The sequence below is a fragment of the Micromonospora sp. CA-248212 genome, assembly GCF_050948405.1.
Classification (GTDB): Bacteria; Actinomycetota; Actinomycetes; order Mycobacteriales; family Micromonosporaceae; genus Micromonospora.
Genome location: NZ_CP192023.1, coordinates 2,320,784 through 2,336,353 on the forward strand (window position 1 = coordinate 2,320,784; position 15,570 = coordinate 2,336,353).

At 72.0% G+C, this 15,570-nt stretch carries 15 protein-coding genes and 1 riboswitch; of the genes, 6 read left to right on the forward strand and 9 right to left on the reverse strand.

Annotated features, from left to right (window positions below; all coding sequences use genetic code 11):
* The first annotated feature begins 86 nt into the window (after window positions 1-86).
* Both ACQP03_RS11355 and ACQP03_RS11360 read left to right on the forward strand, forming a co-directional pair.
* Window positions 87-1,661 carry a Na+/H+ antiporter gene (locus ACQP03_RS11355; protein WP_357120200.1) on the forward strand — a complete coding sequence of 525 codons (1,575 nt, stop codon included), beginning with the start codon at window positions 87-89 and terminating at the stop codon, window positions 1,659-1,661.
* A 132-nt stretch (window positions 1,662-1,793) separates the two neighbouring features.
* The gene (locus ACQP03_RS11360; protein WP_357120197.1) at window positions 1,794-3,089 is read left to right on the forward strand and encodes a hypothetical protein; all 1,296 of its coding nucleotides are present in this window, start codon (window positions 1,794-1,796) and stop codon (window positions 3,087-3,089) included.
* A gap of 9 nt (window positions 3,090-3,098) precedes the next feature.
* Here ACQP03_RS11360 and ACQP03_RS11365 read toward each other — a convergent pair whose 3' ends face one another.
* The 4 genes from ACQP03_RS11365 to ACQP03_RS11380 form a co-directional block, all read right to left on the reverse strand.
* Entirely contained in the window at window positions 3,099-3,833 is a 735-nt protein-coding gene (locus ACQP03_RS11365) for an amino acid ABC transporter ATP-binding protein (RefSeq protein WP_357120194.1), read from the reverse strand.
* A complete protein-coding gene (locus ACQP03_RS11370; RefSeq protein WP_357120191.1) occupies window positions 3,830-4,603 on the reverse strand; it encodes an amino acid ABC transporter permease in 774 nt (257 codons plus the stop codon). The genes ACQP03_RS11365 and ACQP03_RS11370 overlap by 4 nt, the downstream gene beginning before the upstream one ends.
* Window positions 4,604-4,648: 45 nt before the next feature.
* Window positions 4,649-5,488 carry an ABC transporter substrate-binding protein gene (locus tag ACQP03_RS11375; RefSeq protein WP_433460859.1) on the reverse strand — a complete coding sequence of 280 codons (840 nt, stop codon included), beginning with the start codon at window positions 5,486-5,488 and terminating at the stop codon, window positions 4,649-4,651.
* Between the two features lie 317 nt (window positions 5,489-5,805).
* Window positions 5,806-5,917: riboswitch (SAM riboswitch) on the reverse strand.
* 86 nt (window positions 5,918-6,003) lie between these two features.
* A complete protein-coding gene (locus ACQP03_RS11380; RefSeq protein WP_357120185.1) occupies window positions 6,004-8,010 on the reverse strand; it encodes an amino acid transporter in 2,007 nt (668 codons plus the stop codon).
* A gap of 134 nt (window positions 8,011-8,144) precedes the next feature.
* Between ACQP03_RS11380 and corA the strand changes: the two genes are divergently transcribed.
* Window positions 8,145-9,275, forward strand: coding sequence for a magnesium/cobalt transporter CorA (gene corA / locus ACQP03_RS11385; protein ID WP_357120182.1), 1,131 nt, complete (start codon window positions 8,145-8,147; stop codon window positions 9,273-9,275).
* 7 nt (window positions 9,276-9,282) lie between these two features.
* Here corA and ACQP03_RS11390 read toward each other — a convergent pair whose 3' ends face one another.
* Both ACQP03_RS11390 and ACQP03_RS11395 read right to left on the reverse strand, forming a co-directional pair.
* Window positions 9,283-9,468 carry a hypothetical protein gene (locus ACQP03_RS11390; RefSeq protein ID WP_357120179.1) on the reverse strand — a complete coding sequence of 62 codons (186 nt, stop codon included), beginning with the start codon at window positions 9,466-9,468 and terminating at the stop codon, window positions 9,283-9,285.
* 203 nt (window positions 9,469-9,671) lie between these two features.
* Window positions 9,672-10,187 (reverse strand): 2'-5' RNA ligase family protein, encoded by a 516-nt coding sequence (locus tag ACQP03_RS11395; RefSeq protein WP_357171535.1) that lies wholly within the window; start codon window positions 10,185-10,187, stop codon window positions 9,672-9,674.
* A gap of 78 nt (window positions 10,188-10,265) precedes the next feature.
* On the opposite strand from ACQP03_RS11395, the gene ACQP03_RS11400 reads away from it, so the two are divergent.
* Window positions 10,266-10,775, forward strand: coding sequence for a mycothiol transferase (locus ACQP03_RS11400; RefSeq protein ID WP_357120175.1), 510 nt, complete (start codon window positions 10,266-10,268; stop codon window positions 10,773-10,775).
* A gap of 19 nt (window positions 10,776-10,794) precedes the next feature.
* Here the strand turns inward: ACQP03_RS11400 and ACQP03_RS11405 are convergent, their stop codons facing one another.
* The gene (locus tag ACQP03_RS11405) at window positions 10,795-11,841 is read right to left on the reverse strand and encodes an NAD(P)-dependent alcohol dehydrogenase (protein ID WP_357171537.1); all 1,047 of its coding nucleotides are present in this window, start codon (window positions 11,839-11,841) and stop codon (window positions 10,795-10,797) included.
* Window positions 11,842-12,099: 258 nt separating this feature from the next.
* On the opposite strand from ACQP03_RS11405, the gene ACQP03_RS11410 reads away from it, so the two are divergent.
* Window positions 12,100-12,525: an SCP2 sterol-binding domain-containing protein gene (locus ACQP03_RS11410; RefSeq protein WP_357171538.1), complete on the forward strand. Its 426-nt coding sequence runs from the start codon at window positions 12,100-12,102 to the stop codon at window positions 12,523-12,525.
* On the forward strand, window positions 12,522-14,594 hold the full coding sequence (locus ACQP03_RS11415) for an amylo-alpha-1,6-glucosidase (RefSeq protein ID WP_396832228.1): 2,073 nt from the start codon (window positions 12,522-12,524) through the stop codon (window positions 14,592-14,594). The genes ACQP03_RS11410 and ACQP03_RS11415 overlap by 4 nt, the downstream gene beginning before the upstream one ends.
* Here the strand turns inward: ACQP03_RS11415 and ACQP03_RS11420 are convergent.
* Both ACQP03_RS11420 and ACQP03_RS11425 read right to left on the reverse strand, forming a co-directional pair.
* Window positions 14,563-14,844 carry a hypothetical protein gene (locus ACQP03_RS11420; protein ID WP_357120163.1) on the reverse strand — a complete coding sequence of 94 codons (282 nt, stop codon included), beginning with the start codon at window positions 14,842-14,844 and terminating at the stop codon, window positions 14,563-14,565. The two genes, ACQP03_RS11415 and ACQP03_RS11420, sit on opposite strands and share 32 nt — an antisense overlap.
* Window positions 14,845-14,947: 103 nt before the next feature.
* Window positions 14,948-15,451, reverse strand: coding sequence for a DinB family protein (locus ACQP03_RS11425; RefSeq protein ID WP_357120160.1), 504 nt, complete (start codon window positions 15,449-15,451; stop codon window positions 14,948-14,950).
* Window positions 15,452-15,570: the final 119 nt, after the last annotated feature.

Here is a 15,570-nt window from a genome sequence, read left to right on the forward strand (position 1 = left end):
GCCGGTTCCGGTGGAACCGGCAACCGGTGTGCGGTCAGATGGAACCACCGGCCTGCGCCGCCAATCGGGGATCTAGGGGGTACGCCGTGCAGGGGCTCGTGCTGATCGTGGTGCTGGGCGTCACCGTCCTGATCGGCACCACCCTCGGCGGCCGCTACCGGGTCGCGCCGCCGGTGCTGCTCATCGCGTTCGGAGTGCTGCTCGGGCTCGCGCCGCCGCTGTCCGACCTGGTCCTGGAACCGGACCTGGTACTGCTGATCTTCCTGCCGGCGATCCTCTACCGGGAGAGCCTGACCATCAGCCTGCGGGAGATCCGGGCCAACCTGCCGGTGATCGGGCTGCTCGCCGTCGTGCTCGTGGTCCTCACCATGATCACCGTCTCCCTGACCGCCCAGGCGTTCGGCGTGAACCCCGCCGCCGCCTGGGTGCTCGGCGCGGTCCTCGCGCCGACCGATGCCGCCGCGGTCACCGGTCTGGCCAAGCGGCTGCCCCGCAAGCTCCTCACCACCCTGCACGCCGAGAGCCTGATCAACGACGGAACCGCCCTGGTGATCTTCGCGGTGACCGTGGGCCTGCTCACCCAGCGCGGGGAACCGGGGGCGCTGGGCATCGGCGAGGAGTTCGTCGGGGCCAGCCTCGGCGGGGTGGTCGCCGGTCTGCTGGTGGGCGTCATCGTGGTGTTGATCCGCAAGCGGCTCGACGATCCGCTGCGCGAGGGCGCGCTGAGCGTCCTGACGCCGTTCGCCGCCTTCCTGCTCGCCAGCGCGGTGCACGCCAGTGGTGTGCTGGCCGTCGTGGTCGCCGGTCTGGTGCTCGCGTACGCCGGCCCACGGGTCATCCGCGCCCGCTCCCGGGTGCTGGCGTACGCGTTCTGGGACCTGTCCACCTTCCTGATCAACGGCGGCCTGTTCGTGCTGCTCGGCACCCAGATTCCCCGCGCCGTGCGCGGCATCGTCAGCACCTCGCCCCCGAGGGCCGTGCTGATCGTGCTCGCGGTGACGCTCGCCGTGGTGCTCACTCGGTTGGGCTTCGTCTACCTGACGTCGCAGTCGGTGCGGCTGCGGCGTCTTCGGATGGCGGAGCAGGAGCGCACGACACCGAGTTGGCGGGTCGGCACGGTCGCGGGCTGGTCCGGTTTCCGGGGCGCCGTGTCGCTCGCCGCCGCGCTGGCCGTGCCGACGATGACGGTCTCCGGTCGTCCGGTGGTCGAGCGGGATCTGATCATCTTCGTCACGGCGCTGGTGATCGTCCTGATCATGCTGGTGCAGGGCACCACGCTGCCGCTGGTGGTGCGCTGGGCGGGCCTGTCCGGCGACCCCGAGCGCGTCGACGAGACCCGACACGCCCGCCGCCGTGCCACCCAGGCCGGCCTGGACGCCCTGCCCGGAGTCGCCGAGAAGGTGGGGGCCGAGGAGGAGGCCGTACGCCGGCTGCGCGCCGAGTACCAGCGACACCTGGCCGACCTCAACGAGACCGGTGGTCGGACCGCTCAGGAGCGCAAGCTGGAGCTCCGGCTGCGTCTCGGCGTCCTCGCCCACAAGCGACGGGAGCTGACGCGGCTGCGCGACAACCGGGAGATCGACGACCTGGTGCTCCAGGAGCTCCAGTCGGCGTTGGACAACGAGGAGATCCGACTGCTGGGCCGCAACCCGAACGAGTGACCAGCGGCGGTATCCCGTGACGGATTGGTGACATGGGCTCGGCCGGGTACGGGGCATTCGGGCAGGTCGTCGGCGGGTACGGTGAAAGCCATTCGGCGATCGTCGATGCGTTCGGTCCGGGTGGGGGTGTCCATGACCAGCGGGGCGAGCGCGGCCGAGCCGCGGGTGGTCACCGAGCGGCAGTTCCTCGACGAGCTGGCCTCGGTCACCCGCGAGCGTGTCGCCACCGGGTTTCTCTACCTGATGGCGCAGGAGGGTGCCGTCGTCGGCGTCCAGTGGGAACAGCCCGGCGTGGACCACCTCCGGCGCTACCGCGTCCGCGACGCCTGCCCGCACTGCGTAGTCCTCGCCGCCGTGGTGACCCTCGCCCCCGTGCTGCCGCTGGACGGGCTGCGGGCCGGTCGCGCCCGGCCGCAGTACGAGACGGTCCTGCGTACCGGACGGTTGCCCCACCTGGCGTTCGCCCGTCCGCCAGGACCACCCGGGGCGAGCTGGCTGGGCGACTGCCACGCGGTCGACGGTGACCCGCACTCCGACGCCGACTGCCCGAGGCACGCCGTGCCCGCGCCCACCGGTGACCCGTTGGCGCTGCGCCCCGGGTCGCTGCCCCGGGCCGTACGGGAGCTGTATCCGCACGACGGCGCGGCCACCGCCGACCTGGCGCGGCGGCTACGGATCGCCCAGGACTGGCGGGCGGACGCGCAGGCCGTGGCGAGTGGTATCCGCGAAGCGGCGGCGACCTGGGCGTTCCTGCGTAACTCCTGCGTGCTGGCTGTGCCCGTGCCCGGCGCCAACGGCCTCGTGCTCACGCTGCCGCCGGGGCGTCCCCCGGACGACCGGCCGCTCGGCGAGCTGCACGAGGCGACCGTACGCGCCCTGCCCTCCGGCGGCCCGGTGCCCTACCAGGAGCTGGCCTGCCTGCTGCCCGAGCCGGCGTCGACGACGCAGCGCCTGCCGACGTACGCAGGTGCGGTGGACCTGACCGCCGCCGCGCCGGTGCGGACGCTGCGGCTGCCGACGCCGCGCCGGCCGCTGAGCACCACCGGCCGGGGTGTGCTGCTGCTCTACGAGGCCCGGCACGCCATGGGCCGGCACGTGGCGAGCGCGCCGGTGCGCGACAGCGCGTACTGGGATTCCGAGGCGGCGTTGAACGTCTTCGAGTTCACCCTGCTGGAACGGGTCGCCGGGCGGCACTACCAGGAGGCGGTGGCCGCCTACCTCCAGGCGTTGCGGCGCGAGGGTGACCTGCTCGCGCGCCCGCACAAGGTGCTCGACCGACGTCGCCGCAAGGCGCTGTCGCTCGCGTTCGGCGGGCTGGACGACGAGGAGCTGCACCTGTGGGCGTCGGTGGCCTACCGCAACGCCATCCTGGAACTGCTCGGCGACCTGCAGGCGTTCGCCGCGCACCTGCGCCACCAGGCTGGCTGAGCGGTCTCCTCAGAGCACCTGGGCGAGGAAGCTTCGCAGCCGGGGATGCTCGGCCCCCTCGAAGATCCGCTCCGGCGGGCCGGCCTCCAGCACCACGCCCCGGTCCATGAAGGCCACGGTGTCGGCGACCTGCCGGGCGAAGCCCATCTCGTGGGTGACCACCACCATGGTCATTCCGGCGGCGGACAGGTCGGCCATCACCCCGAGGACCCCCTTGACCAGCTCCGGGTCGAGCGCCGAGGTGGCCTCGTCGAAGAGCATCACCTCGGGTCGCAGCGCCAGCGCCCGGGCGATCGCCACCCGCTGCTGCTGACCGCCGGAGAGCTGCGCGGGCCGGGCGTCGGCCTTGCCGGCGAGCCCCACCAGCTCCAACTGCGCGCGGGCGACCTGGACCGCCTCGTCCTGGCCGAGCTTGCGCAGTCGGCGCAGCGCCAGCGTGACGTTGCGCAGCACGCTCAGGTGCGGAAAGAGGTTGAACTGCTGGAACACCATGCCGACCCGCTGGCGTAGCGCGTCCGGGTCGTCCCGCAGCACGCTGCGTCCGTCCAGCAGCACGTCGCCGCGGTCGGGTTCGATGAGGCGGTTGAGCGTACGCAGCAGGGTGGACTTGCCCGAACCGGACGGTCCGATCACGCAGGCCGTCGCGCCGCGGGGCACGGTCAGGTCGACGCCGCGCAGCACGCGGTTCGGCCCGAAGGCCAGGTGGACGTCGCGCGCCTGCACGCTCACCGAGGTCGTGGTCATCGCCGGTCTCCCTGCGTCGTGGCGGGCAGCGCCGTGTCGTCGTCCTCGTCGTCCGGCGCGGTGGCCGGGCGGCCGTGGCGCAGCCGCCGGTCGATCCAGTTGACGAGGTGGGTCAGCGGGACGGTCAACGCCAGGTAGAACAGGCCCGCCAGCAGCAGCGCGGATTCGTTCCCGGTGGTGGCCGCGTAGTCCTGCCCGATCCGGAACAGCTCGCGCTGGCTGGCCACCAGGCCGAGGAAGTACACCAGACTGGAGTCCTTGATCAGCGCGATGAGCTGGTTGACCCAGGCGGGCAGCACCCGCCGGATGCCCTGCGGGATGATCACCAGCCGCATCGCGTCGGCCCAGGAGAAGCCGAGCGCCCGGGCGCCCTCCAGTTGGGCGGCCTCCACCGACTGGATGCCGGAGCGGAAGATCTCCCCGATGTACGCGGCGGCGATCAGCGACAGCGCGAGGATGCCCAGCGGGTACGGTTCCGGTCCCCAGACCCGCATGCCCAGCGGCGCCAACCCGACGCCGATCAGCAGGATCGTCGCCGCGGCCGGCAGCCCTCGGAACACGTCCGTGTAGACGCGCGCCGGCCAGCGTAGCCACCGACTGCGGGAGATGCCGGCCACGGCCAGCAGCAGACCCAGCACCGTGCCGAGCAGGGCGGCGGAGACCGCCAGGATCAGCGTGTTGGGCAGCCCGACGGTCAGCATCTCGGGCAACGCCTCGCGCATCGCGTCGACGTCGAAGAACGTTTCCCAGAGGGTGCTCAACGGATCCATCGTTCGCCTCTCCTGCCGCCCTGCTCGCTCGTCACCGCCGGCCGCTCAGGAGGCGGCCGACGCGGACGCCGACGGTTGCGCCGACCCGGACGCGGACGGGGCTGTCGCCTTGCCGCTGCCCGGCTTGAAGTCCGCCGGGATCGGCCGGCCCGGGTAGTACTGCGCCTGCAACCGGCTCCAGGTGCCGTCGGCGATGACCTCGTCGAGGGCCTTGTTCAGCGCCTCGCGCAGCTTGTCGCTGCCCTTGGCGACGGCGTACGCGGTCGGCGCCGGGCTGAGCTGCTTGGCCGCCACGGTGATCTTGCCGTTGCTGTCGGCGGCGGACTTCTCGCCGATCTCGGCCGGTGCGATCCAGGCGTCGGCCGTGCCCGCCTTGAGCTGGTTGATCGCGCCGTTGTAGTCCGGCACGCGGACCGGGTCGAGCTGCTTGCCGGTGGCGTAGTCGTCCTGGACGGTGCCCTGCACCACCACGACACGCTCGCCGGTGAGCTGGTCGAATCCCTTGATCGGCGAGCCGGCCGGCACGTCCAGCCCGAAGTAGCCGAAGTCGTACCCGTTGCCGAAGTCGACGGTCTTCTTGCGCGCCTCCGTGATGGTGATCGAGGAGCTTCCGACGTCGAACTTGTGGTTGTTGACCTGGGAGAGCAGCGCGGAGAAGTCGGTGCCGACGAACTCCACCTTCAGGCCGAGCTTGCCGGCCACGGCGGTCAGCAGGTCGTTGTCGAAGCCGGTGAACTTGCCGTCCTTGAGGTACACGTTGGGCGGGGCGTCGGTCAGCGTGCCGGCCCGCAGCACACCCGGCTGCGCCAGACCGTACGGGTTCCCGCCGCCACCCGCCGAAGAGTCACCCCCGTCAGAGCAGGCACCCAGCAAACCAACGGTCAACAAAGAAACCCCAACAGCAACAAAACGAGAAGAAATACGCATAACTAACTCCAAAGGGATGCGTCGATCCCGTCGACCATGAAGTTATTGCCGCGACACGCCGGTCAGGCGGGCAACAACTTCATGATCGACGCGAAGAAGGGTGAGGCGGGGTGGGGAGGGGTTAGCGCTTTAGGCGGCGGTACACGCCGCGCTGCGCATTCGCATCAGGTCCACGTGGCGGCGCCGGGTCAGGGCCGGCGTACGGCGGCTGGCCGGTGGCGTGGGGCTGAGGATGTGCATGCGGTCTCCCGGGTCTTGGTGCTGACCTGGGTGCCAGGCCACGCTTGCACCGACGTCCCGCCGGTGCCTGGTCTTCACCCGGGGCACCCCACCGCGGAGGAGGGTTGCCGGCCAGCGAGCCGGGGCTTCGCGCTGGCACTCATGACCTGCGCCGAGGCTAGCAGCAGCCACCGGTCGGTCGTCCAGCCGATATGACCACCCTCACCGGCCGCGACCCGCGCTCGGCGAGCCGGTCAGCCGGCGTGCACGTGGGGCCGGCGCGTCCGGTCCGGCTCCTGGCGGCGCAGGATCTCCCGGGTGACCGAGACGATCTCGCCCTGCCCGAACGCCAGGTAACGCAGCACGTTGCGGGCCGGGCCGCCCTCGGTCCACTCGAAGTAGATGTGGGGGCGGCGCGTGCTGCGGTCGCGGATCTCCAACAGCAGCGCGGCCAGCGCGTTGGGCACCGAGGAGCTGGCCAGGCTGAGCACCGGGAAACGGTCGTGCGCCACGCTGCCGCGTACCAGCAACCCCGTCTCGAAGTCCGACGGATCGGTGACCCGGACCTCGACGAAGATCACGTCGCTGTCGTCGGGGAAGTCGTTGTCCGCCATGGTCTGGGCCAGCTTGTCGCGGTACTCCGCGAGGTCGCGGCGCTCCGGCTCGTGCGCGACCAGGCGGATGCGACGTCCGGAGCGCTCGTCGATCATCGCGCTCGCCAGCTCGTCGAGCTGGACGCGGTCGACCCGCAGCTCGAACGCCCGCGACACCCGCGACAGCGCCGACACCAGGATCATCGCGCCGATGAAGCAGGCGGCGATCTTCACGCCGTCGGGCCGCTCTGCCACGTTCGCCACGGTGGTGTAGACGAACGCCACCGTGATGACCCCGAACGCGACCGCGCGACCGCGCTGACGCCGCCGCCGCGCCGCGAGCGTCACGGCCGTCGCCGCCGAGGTGATCAACACCAGAACCCCGGTGGCGTACGCGCCGCCCTGCGCGTCGACGCTGGCGGAGAAAATGATCGTGATGAGGAACGCCACGCCGGTGAACACCAGGACCAGCGGCCGGACCGCGCGAGCCCACGTCGGCGCCATGCCGTAGCGGGGCAGATACCGGGGTACGAGGTTCAGCAGCCCGGCCATCGCGGACGCCCCCGCGAACCAGAGGATCGCGATGGTGGAGAGGTCGTAGACGGTGCCGAACACCCCGCCGAGATGCTGGTGGGCCAGGTAGGCCAGTGCCCGGCCGTTGGCGGCCCCGCCCGGCCGGAAGGCCTCGGGCGGGATCAGCACGGTGGTGGTCACGCTGCTGGTGATCAGGAAGACGCTCATCGTCGCGGCGGCCGTGGTGAGCAGCCGCCGCGCGCCCCGGATGCGGCCCAACGGCCGGTCCTCCGAGTCTTGGCGGTCCCCTCGGATGTGCGGCATCACCGCCACCCCGGTCTCGAAACCGGACAGACCCAGCGCCAGCTTCGGGAACACGAGCAGGGACAGCCCGACCACCAGCAGGGGATCCCCGTGTCCGGTGGTCAGGGCGTTCGTCCAGTCCCCGACCGCGCTCGGGTGGCTCACCACCCGCCACAGCGCGTCGGCGATCACCACCGCATTCAGCGTCAGGTAGACCGCGACCAGGACGACGGCGATCCCGATGGCCTCGCCGAACCCCTTGAGGAACACCGCGCCGAGCAGCGCCACCAGCAGCAGCGTGATGACCACCTCGTGACCCTTGAGGCCGCTGGGCAGGAACGGGTTCTCGTCGAGGTGGGCGGTCGCGTCGGCCGCGGACAGGGTGATGGTGATGATGAAGTCGGTGGCCGCGAAGCCCAGCAGCACCAGCACGAACAGCTTGCCCGGCCAGTAGCTGAGCAGGCGTACGAGCATCGCGATCGAACCCTCGCCGTGCGGGCTCTCCACCGCCACCCGCCGGTAGACGGGCAGCGCGCCCAGCAGCGTCACCAGCACCAGCACCAGGGTCGCCACCGGCGAGAGCGCCCCCGCCGCCAGCGCCGCGATCCCCGGCTGGTAGCCCAGCGTCGAGAAGTAGTCGACGCCGGTCAGGCACATCACCTTCCACCACGGGTGGTGGCGCTGCTCGGGTGGGCGACCGCCGGGGCCCTGCGGCACCGGCTGCTGCGACTCGTCGGCGAGCAGCCAGCGCCGTACCCGGTCGGTCCGCCGGCCGGCACGCCTGTTCACCTCCACCGGCGTCACCCCCGTCCCGCCCATGGTCACCGCGAGTATCCGCCGTGTGGTCGCCATCCGTCCGGCGGTGTGCGGAAACCGTCCGTCGCGTGCACCGGCCCGGGGCCCCGGGTTTCGGGTCGTAAGCACCGGGGAAGCAGCGCCCCCGTCCCGAACCCCGGGCCGGGCAGCGCCGGGAGGGGAGCGGGCTCGTGGTTGGTGGCCGCCGCTTCCGCCGGGGCGACGGCTTCGGCCGTCAGCTCGACGAGCACGAGGCCCGGGTCGGGGCCGTCCCGCCCGCACAGCCGGGGAGCCCGTCCACCGGCCGTCTGGTGGACAGCGCGGTCTACATCCGCGGACACCGGTTCGCCTCACCGGCCGGTCTCGCCGAGACGTACGCCTGCCTGCAGACGCAGGACCACGCGATGGCCTGGATCGGGTTGTACCGCCCCGACATCGACCAGATCTCCTCGTTGGCGCGCGAGTTCCGTCTGCACGACCTGGCGGTTGAGGACGCGATCAACGCGCACCAGCGGCCCAAGCTGGAACGGTACGGGCACACCCTCTTCGTGGTGCTGCGCGCCGCCCGCTACGACGACCTGCGGGAGGAGGTGGAGTTCTCCGAGCTGCACCTGTTCATCGGGCCCGGTTTCGTGGTCACGGTCCGGCACGGAGAGGCGCCCGACCTGGCCGCGGTACGACGTCGCATGGAGGCCGACGCGCCGATGCTCGCCCGGGGTCCCGAGGCGGTGCTGTACGCGATCCTGGACCAGGTCGTCGACGGGTACGCGCCGGTGGTCGCCGGGTTGGAGAACGACATCGACGAGATCGAGACCCAGGTGTTCGGTGGTGACCCGAACGCCAGCCGGCGCATCTACGGGCTCAGCCGGGAGGTCATCGAGTTCCAGCGGGCCGCCCGCCCACTGCTGGGCATGCTCGACTCCCTGGCGGCCGGCGCCGGCAGCTACGGCACCGACGAGGAGCTGCGCCGCTACCTGCGTGACGTCATCGACCACCTCACCCAGGTGGTGGAGCGGGTGGACGGGTTCCGGCACCTGCTGCAGAACATCCTCACCGTCAACGCCACGCTGGTCTCGCAGCAGCAGAACGAGGAGATGCGCAGCCTCACGGCCGCCAGCTACGCGCAGAACGAGGAGTTGAAGAAGGTCTCCTCGTGGGCCGCGATCCTGTTCGCCCCCACCCTGATCGGCACGGTGTACGGGATGAACTTCGTGCACATGCCCGAGTTGAACTGGCGCTTCGGCTACCTGTTCGCGCTCCTGCTCATGGTGCTGGTCTGCGGCACCCTCTACCTGGTCTTCAAGCGCCGCGGCTGGCTGTGAACGACGCTCACTCGATGCCGCGCAGGATGTGCCGCTCGTCCTCGAGGTCGTCGTCGCCGGCGCCGATGCGACCGAGCAGCACGGCGGCGGCCCAGATGGTCAGCGGGGTGGCGGCACCGGTCAGGCCACCGCCGGTGCGGTCGTGCTTGGTCTGGCTCCGCTCGCTCCGCGGTGGCCTGCGCTGAGCCTGCATGGGCCCTGCCTCTCGTCGTCGAAGCCGTCGCGGGCGACGCGGTGTGCCCCGCGCGCCCGGCCGGGCGACCCGCGCACGCGGGTCGCCACCGGTACGGCATCCACGTCGAACCATCCCACGTCGGGCCGCGTCCGCACCCCCTGTTTTCGGTTTCCCGACTCAGGCCCGCCAAACCGGACAACTTGCCCCGCGGTCGGGCCTGCTCAGCGCAGCGGGTGGGCGATACCACGGGCGTGGTCGGTGAGCGCCGCGCCGACCACTGTCGCTGTCAGCGGCAGCACCTCCAGACAGCGGCGCACCGCGGCGGCCATCAGCGTGTTCGGCACCCGCATGGACAGCGTGCAGTGCGGCACCCAGCGCCCCGGCTGGTAGTGCTCGACCAGTTCGATACCGGCGGCGGCGAGCCGGCCGTGCACCAGCCGGTGATGCGCCAGCAGTTCCGCCGTCGGCGTCGGACCGAGCCACAGCACCCGACCGACGAACTGCCCGGCGTGCTGGAAGTCGAGGCGCAGCGGAGCCGCCACGACCGTTCCGCTCAGCGCCTCGGCCACCCGCTCCGGGTCGAAACGGGGCGCCACCGCGAGGGACACGTGCGGGCGGTGGCGCTGCTGGAGCAGCGAGCGCATGCTCTGCACACCCTCGGCCTCCAGGGCGTCCCACAGCACCCGGATCCGCCGCGTGGCGTCCGGGTCCAGATACAGCTCCAGCGCGGCGACCACGTGATCACGGTAGCGGCCGAGGTTCGGCCGTCGGTGGCCGGCGGTACGGTGATCCAAGACCCACCAGGAGGCGTACCCGTGGACGTGAGTGACCTGCTGACCGAGACGTACGACCGGCTGCCCGACCTCGTCCGCGCGGCGGTCGACGGCCTCACGCCGGAGCAGCTGCGCTGGGCGCCCGCCGAGGGGGCCAACTCGATCGGCTGGCTCGTCTGGCACCTGACCCGCGTCCAGGACCACCACGTCGCCGACCTGCTCGACGCCGAGCAGATCTGGACCGGTGGCGACTGGGCGGGGCGCTTCGGGCTCGTCGCCGACCCGCACGACACCGGCTACGGTCACACGCCCGCCCAGGTCGCAGGGGTACGGCCGGAGAGCGCGCAGGCGCTCGTCGACTACTACGGCGCGGTCTCGGCGCGTACCCGATCGTTTCTCGCCGGCTTGCGCCCGGCGGACCTGGACCGCATCGTCGACGAGTCGTGGGACCCGCCGGTCAGCCTCGGCGTGCGGCTGGTCAGCATCGCCGACGACGACGCGCAGCATGCCGGCCAGGCCGCCTACGTCCGGGGCCTGCTCGAGCGCGGCTGACGCCCGGCGTCCGCCGGGCTCACGGCACGATCACCGCCCGGCCTTCGAGCGTCCCGTCGCGCATCTGCCGGTACGCGTCAAGCGCGTCCTCCAACGCGAACGTGGTGATCTTCGGCCGGACCAGGCCCCGCGCGCCGAGGTCCAGCACCTCCACCAGTTCGGGCCGGCTCCCCCAGTACGTCGTCGCGATGCTCACCTCGTACGGCACGGAGAAGAACGAGACTCCCAGCGTGCCCCCACCGATGCCCACGATCGTGAGATCACCCACGGTGCGGGCCACCGCCGCGCCGAGCGTCAGGGTGGCGTCGCTGCCGACGAAGTCCAGCACCACGTCGGCGCCCCGCCCACCGGTGGCCCGCCGGATCTCCTCGGTGGCCTCGGGGCCCGGGGTGACCGTGCGGTCGGCGCCGTACTCCCGCGCCAGGTCGAGCGCCTCGGCGCGGGTGTCCACGGCGATCACCCGCGCGGCCGTGGTCGCCTTGAGGATCTGCACGCCGACGTGTCCCAGCCCGCCGACGCCGATCACAACGGCGGTGCTGCCCGGCGGCAGGTTCGGCCACGACCGCCGGATGGCGTGGTACGGGGTGAGACCCGCGTCGGTCAGCGGGGCGGCGTGCACCGGGTCGAGCCCGTTCGGCAGCGGCACGAGATGCCGCGCGTCCGGGACCAACTGGTACTCGGCCATCCCGCCGTCCAGGCCCAGCCCGCCACCTCCGCTCGGCACCGGCGCGCCGGCCGGGTTCTCGCAGTACGGGTCGATGCCGAGGCGGCACCGGGCGCAGGTGCCGCACCCCCACGAGCCGAACACCGCCACGGGCTGCCCCACCGTCAACCCGGAGACCCCGTCGCCGAGTGTGTGTACCCAGCCCGCGTTCTCATGCCCGAGGGTGAACGGCGGATTCCACGGCATCGCGCCCGGCTCGAACTCGTCCATCAGGTGCAGATCCGAGTGGCAGGCGCCCGCGCCTCCGATCCGTACCACCACCTGACCTGGACCTGGCGTCGGCTCGGGAACCTCGACCAGCTCCGGTGTCGACTTCCACTCCCGCAGCCGCAGCGCCCGCATGTCGACCCCCCCTTGCCGTCACCGTCCTGGCGTCGGTGCCTGCCCACCACCCCCCGTGCCAAACAAACCCAACCCTCCCCGCCCCCGAGTCCCCTCGCGATCTTGCAGTTTCTGCTGTCGATTCGCGTTCTCTCGACCGATATGTCACCACCGAAAGTGCAAGATCGCGGGGGCGCGGAGCTCGCGGGTTCACCCGATTCGGGTGACTCCCGATCACCCTGGCGCGAGGGACTCTGCGGGGATGCGGGAGGGGATGTGATGGGCACGACGGCGACGAGCTACCTGGAGCACCTGGAGACGGGCCGGCCTTTCGACCTGCCCGAGACGATGGCCGGGACGCTCCGGCTGGACCTGCGCGACGACGGGTACACCGAGCACTGGTACCTGACCGTGGCGGACCAGCACATCCGGGTCAGCCGCTCGGCCGACGACGCGGACCTGGTCGTCCGCGCGCCCCGGGCGGTCTTCGACGAGTTGGTCAACGGTGACCTGCCCCCGGGCACGGCGCTGCTGCGCAACGAGCTGACCCTGCGGGGCGACATGCGGCTGCTGCTGGTGCTGCGGCGTGTCCTGCCGGGGCCGAGGGGCGCCCGGCACCCGCGCGAGCTGGGGCGGGCCGCGTTGGCCCGGCGGAGCGCGCCGGCCGGGCGGGCGGCGACCGGCGGGCCGGGCGGCCAACCATGAGGCAGGAGCTCGTGCACGTCCTCGCCGGCAACGTGTTCGCCATCAGCGACGCCCAGGGTGACGTCGAGGTGGATCCACAGGCGCCCGTCGGGCTCTTCGCGTTCGACACGCGCTTCCTCTCGCACTGGGTGCTGACCGTCGACGGCGAGCGGATCAACGCCCTCTCCCGGGACGACATGACGTACTTCGAGACCCGGTTCTTCCTGGTGCCCGGCGCCGCGAGCCACTACGTCGACGCCGACCTGTCGATCATCCGGCACCGCTCGGTCCACGATTGCTTCCACGAGAAGATCACCGTGCTGAACCACTCGCCGCAGCCCGCCGAGCTGACCGTACGGATGGAGATGGGCAGCGACTTCGCCGACATCACCGAGATCGGGAACCTGCGGCGGCGGGATGTACGGGTCGACGTCGACTCCGCGCGCCAACGGCTCACCCTGCGCTACGAGCGGCAGCGGTTCGTCCGGGAGACGACGGTCAGCAGCACCGCCGCGGTCGACGTCGACGAGGGCGGGATGACGTTCCGGATCCGCATCCCCCCGCACGGGCGCTGGGAGACCGACCTGCACGTCGTCCTGACCGTCGTCGGGGAGGGCGGCCAGGACATGCGCGCCAGCCTCCATGCGCACCAGCGGGCCGTCCGCACCGGGATGCGGGAGGACCTGGCGGCCTGGCTGGACCGTGCGCCGCGGTTGGTGGCCGAGCGCGGGGGCCTGGAGGAGATGTACCGGGGGAGCCTCGCCGACCTGGCCGCGCTGCGGTACCGGCCACTGTCGACCGCCGAGCGTGTGCCGGTCGCCGGCCTCCCGTGGTCGATGGCCTTCCTGGGGCGGGACAGCATCATCACCTGCCTGGAGACGCTGGCCTTCACCCCGGAGTTGACGCCGGCCACGCTGCGGATGCTGGCCCTGCTGCAGGGCGGGCACCTCGACGACGAACGCGAGGAGGAGCCCGGCAAGATCGTCTCTGAGCTCCGTTACGGCGAGTCGAGCGTCTTCGGTGAGCGACCGAGCGCGGTGTACTACGCCGCCGCGGACATCACCCCGTTGTTCGTGGTGCTGCTCGACGAGTACGAGCGCTGGTCCGGTGACGCCCAGCTCGTCCGCGAGCTGCGCCAGCCGGCCCGGATGGCGCTGGACTGGATCGACGAGTACGGCGACATGACCGGCGACGGCTACGTGCGCTACCAGCGCCGCAATGAGCGCGTCGGCGCGGTCAACCAGTCCTGGAAGGACTCCTCGGACGCGATCATCGACGCGCAGGGACGGCTGCCCGAGTTCCCCCGCGCCACCTGTGAGTTGCAGGGTTACGCGTACGACGCGAAGCGGCGCGGCGCCCGGCTGGCCCGCGAGTTCTGGGGCGACCCGGAGTACGCCGACCGTCTCGACCGGGAGGCCACGGCGCTGAAGGAGCGGTTCAACCGGGACTTCTGGCTGCCCCACCGGGAGTACTACGCGCTGGCGCTGGACCCGTACGGCGAACCGGTCGACGCCCTGTCGTCAAACATCGGGCACCTGCTGTGGAGCGGGATCGTCGCGGACGATCGGGCCGAGGCGGTCGCCGAGCACCTCCTGGGGCCCCAGCTCTTCAACGGCTGGGGCGTGCGGACGTACGCCGCCGGTCAGCGCCCGTACAACCCGGTGGGGTCGCACCTGGGGGCGGTGTGGCCGTCGGACAACGCCCTGATCGCCGCCGGGCTGCGGCACTACCGGTTCGACGCGCACGCGGCCCGGATCGCGAAGGGCATCTTCGACCTGGCCCAGACGCTCGGCGGGGCGGTACCCGAGCTGATCGCCGGCTACGAACGGAGCTTGACGAAGTATCCGGTCCAGTTGCCGTCGGCCGGACGCCCGAAGTCGTGGTCCTCGGGAGGCCTGCTGATGTTGCTCGGCACCCTGCTGGGTCTGCGACCCACCGGTGAGGACCTGTTGGTCAGGCCCGCTCTGCCCGCGGGGTTCGGCCGTGTCGACCTGCTCGGCGTTCCCGGGCGCTGGGGCCGCACCGACGCGTACGCCGGCGAGCGCTCCACCCAGCCGGTCAGGCCCCCGACGTCCCCGTTCCGGTCCTGAGATCGGCAGCCGTCGAGCCCTGCTCCTGCACGGGCGCGTCCCGCTGGGCCGGGGGAGACCGGTGGCGGTGTGCCTGGGCCTGGCGGAAGCCCCGCACGGCGCTGCCCAGACCGGCCAGCTCGCCGGGCCGCGCAGCGGCGCGGGCCGCCGTCAGCAGCAGCCCGACCGGATGCGTGCCGGCGGACTCGTCGACGGGAAGACCGCCGAGCAGCTGCTCGGCGGTCTCGCCGTCCATCCGGTCCGCGTTCATCTCGTGTCCCTCAGCGCCGCTCTGGCGGGCGATGTCACATCCGCTCGCGCGGGGGGACGAGGAACACGACGTGCACGCGGGCCGGTGACCGCCGGATCGCGGGTCAGCCCATGGTCTTCGCCCCGTCGATCGCCTCCCGCAGGATGTCGGCGTGCCCGGCGTGCTGGGACGTCTCGGCGATCAGGTGCAGCAGGACCCGACGCACCGTCCAACTCGCGCCCGGCTCGAACCAGGGCGCCTGCGGCAGCGGGTGCGCCGCGTCCAGGTCGAGGGTGGCGATCAGCTCGTCGGTGTGCGCGGCCACCGCCTGGAACCGCTCGACCAGCCCGGCCAGGGTCTCGCCCGGCGACATCTGGAACTGGCCGACCCAGTCGATCTCGGTCCGCTGCATCTCCTCGGCGCCACCCACGGCGAACAGCATCCACCGCTCCTCGGTGGTCGCGACGTGCTTGATCAGCCCGCCGGGGCAGAGCTCGCTCACGGTGCTGCGGGTGCCGGCCTGCTCGTCGGTCAGACCGTCGACGGTCTGCAGGAGGAAGCCCCGGTGCCGGCGCAGCGTCTGCAACAGGTCGGCCCGTTCCCCGGTGAGCTGCGCGGTGCTGGTCATGGTGTCGCCCTCTCCTCGAAGTCCGTCGGCCCGCAGCCTAGGACCGGGCACCGACACTTCCAGGTCGGACACGACGTGGGCATCGGGCGTCAGCGGTTGCCGATCGCGGTGCGGGACTG

Coding starts and splice junctions, on each gene's coding strand:
- ACQP03_RS11360 (WP_357120197.1), top strand. CDS start 1,794: ATGACCAGCGGGGCGAGCGCGGCCGAGCCGCGGGTGGTCACCGAGCGG.
- ACQP03_RS11365 (WP_357120194.1), bottom strand. CDS start 3,833: ATGACCACGACCTCGGTGAGCGTGCAGGCGCGCGACGTCCACCTGGCC.
- ACQP03_RS11370 (WP_357120191.1), bottom strand. CDS start 4,603: ATGGATCCGTTGAGCACCCTCTGGGAAACGTTCTTCGACGTCGACGCG.
- ACQP03_RS11380 (WP_357120185.1), bottom strand. CDS start 8,010: ATGGCGACCACACGGCGGATACTCGCGGTGACCATGGGCGGGACGGGG.
- ACQP03_RS11390 (WP_357120179.1), bottom strand. CDS start 9,468: ATGCAGGCTCAGCGCAGGCCACCGCGGAGCGAGCGGAGCCAGACCAAG.
- ACQP03_RS11405 (WP_357171537.1), bottom strand. CDS start 11,841: ATGCGGGCGCTGCGGCTGCGGGAGTGGAAGTCGACACCGGAGCTGGTC.
- ACQP03_RS11410 (WP_357171538.1), top strand. CDS start 12,100: ATGGGCACGACGGCGACGAGCTACCTGGAGCACCTGGAGACGGGCCGG.
- ACQP03_RS11415 (WP_396832228.1), top strand. CDS start 12,522: ATGAGGCAGGAGCTCGTGCACGTCCTCGCCGGCAACGTGTTCGCCATC.
- ACQP03_RS11420 (WP_357120163.1), bottom strand. CDS start 14,844: ATGAACGCGGACCGGATGGACGGCGAGACCGCCGAGCAGCTGCTCGGC.
- ACQP03_RS11425 (WP_357120160.1), bottom strand. CDS start 15,451: ATGACCAGCACCGCGCAGCTCACCGGGGAACGGGCCGACCTGTTGCAG.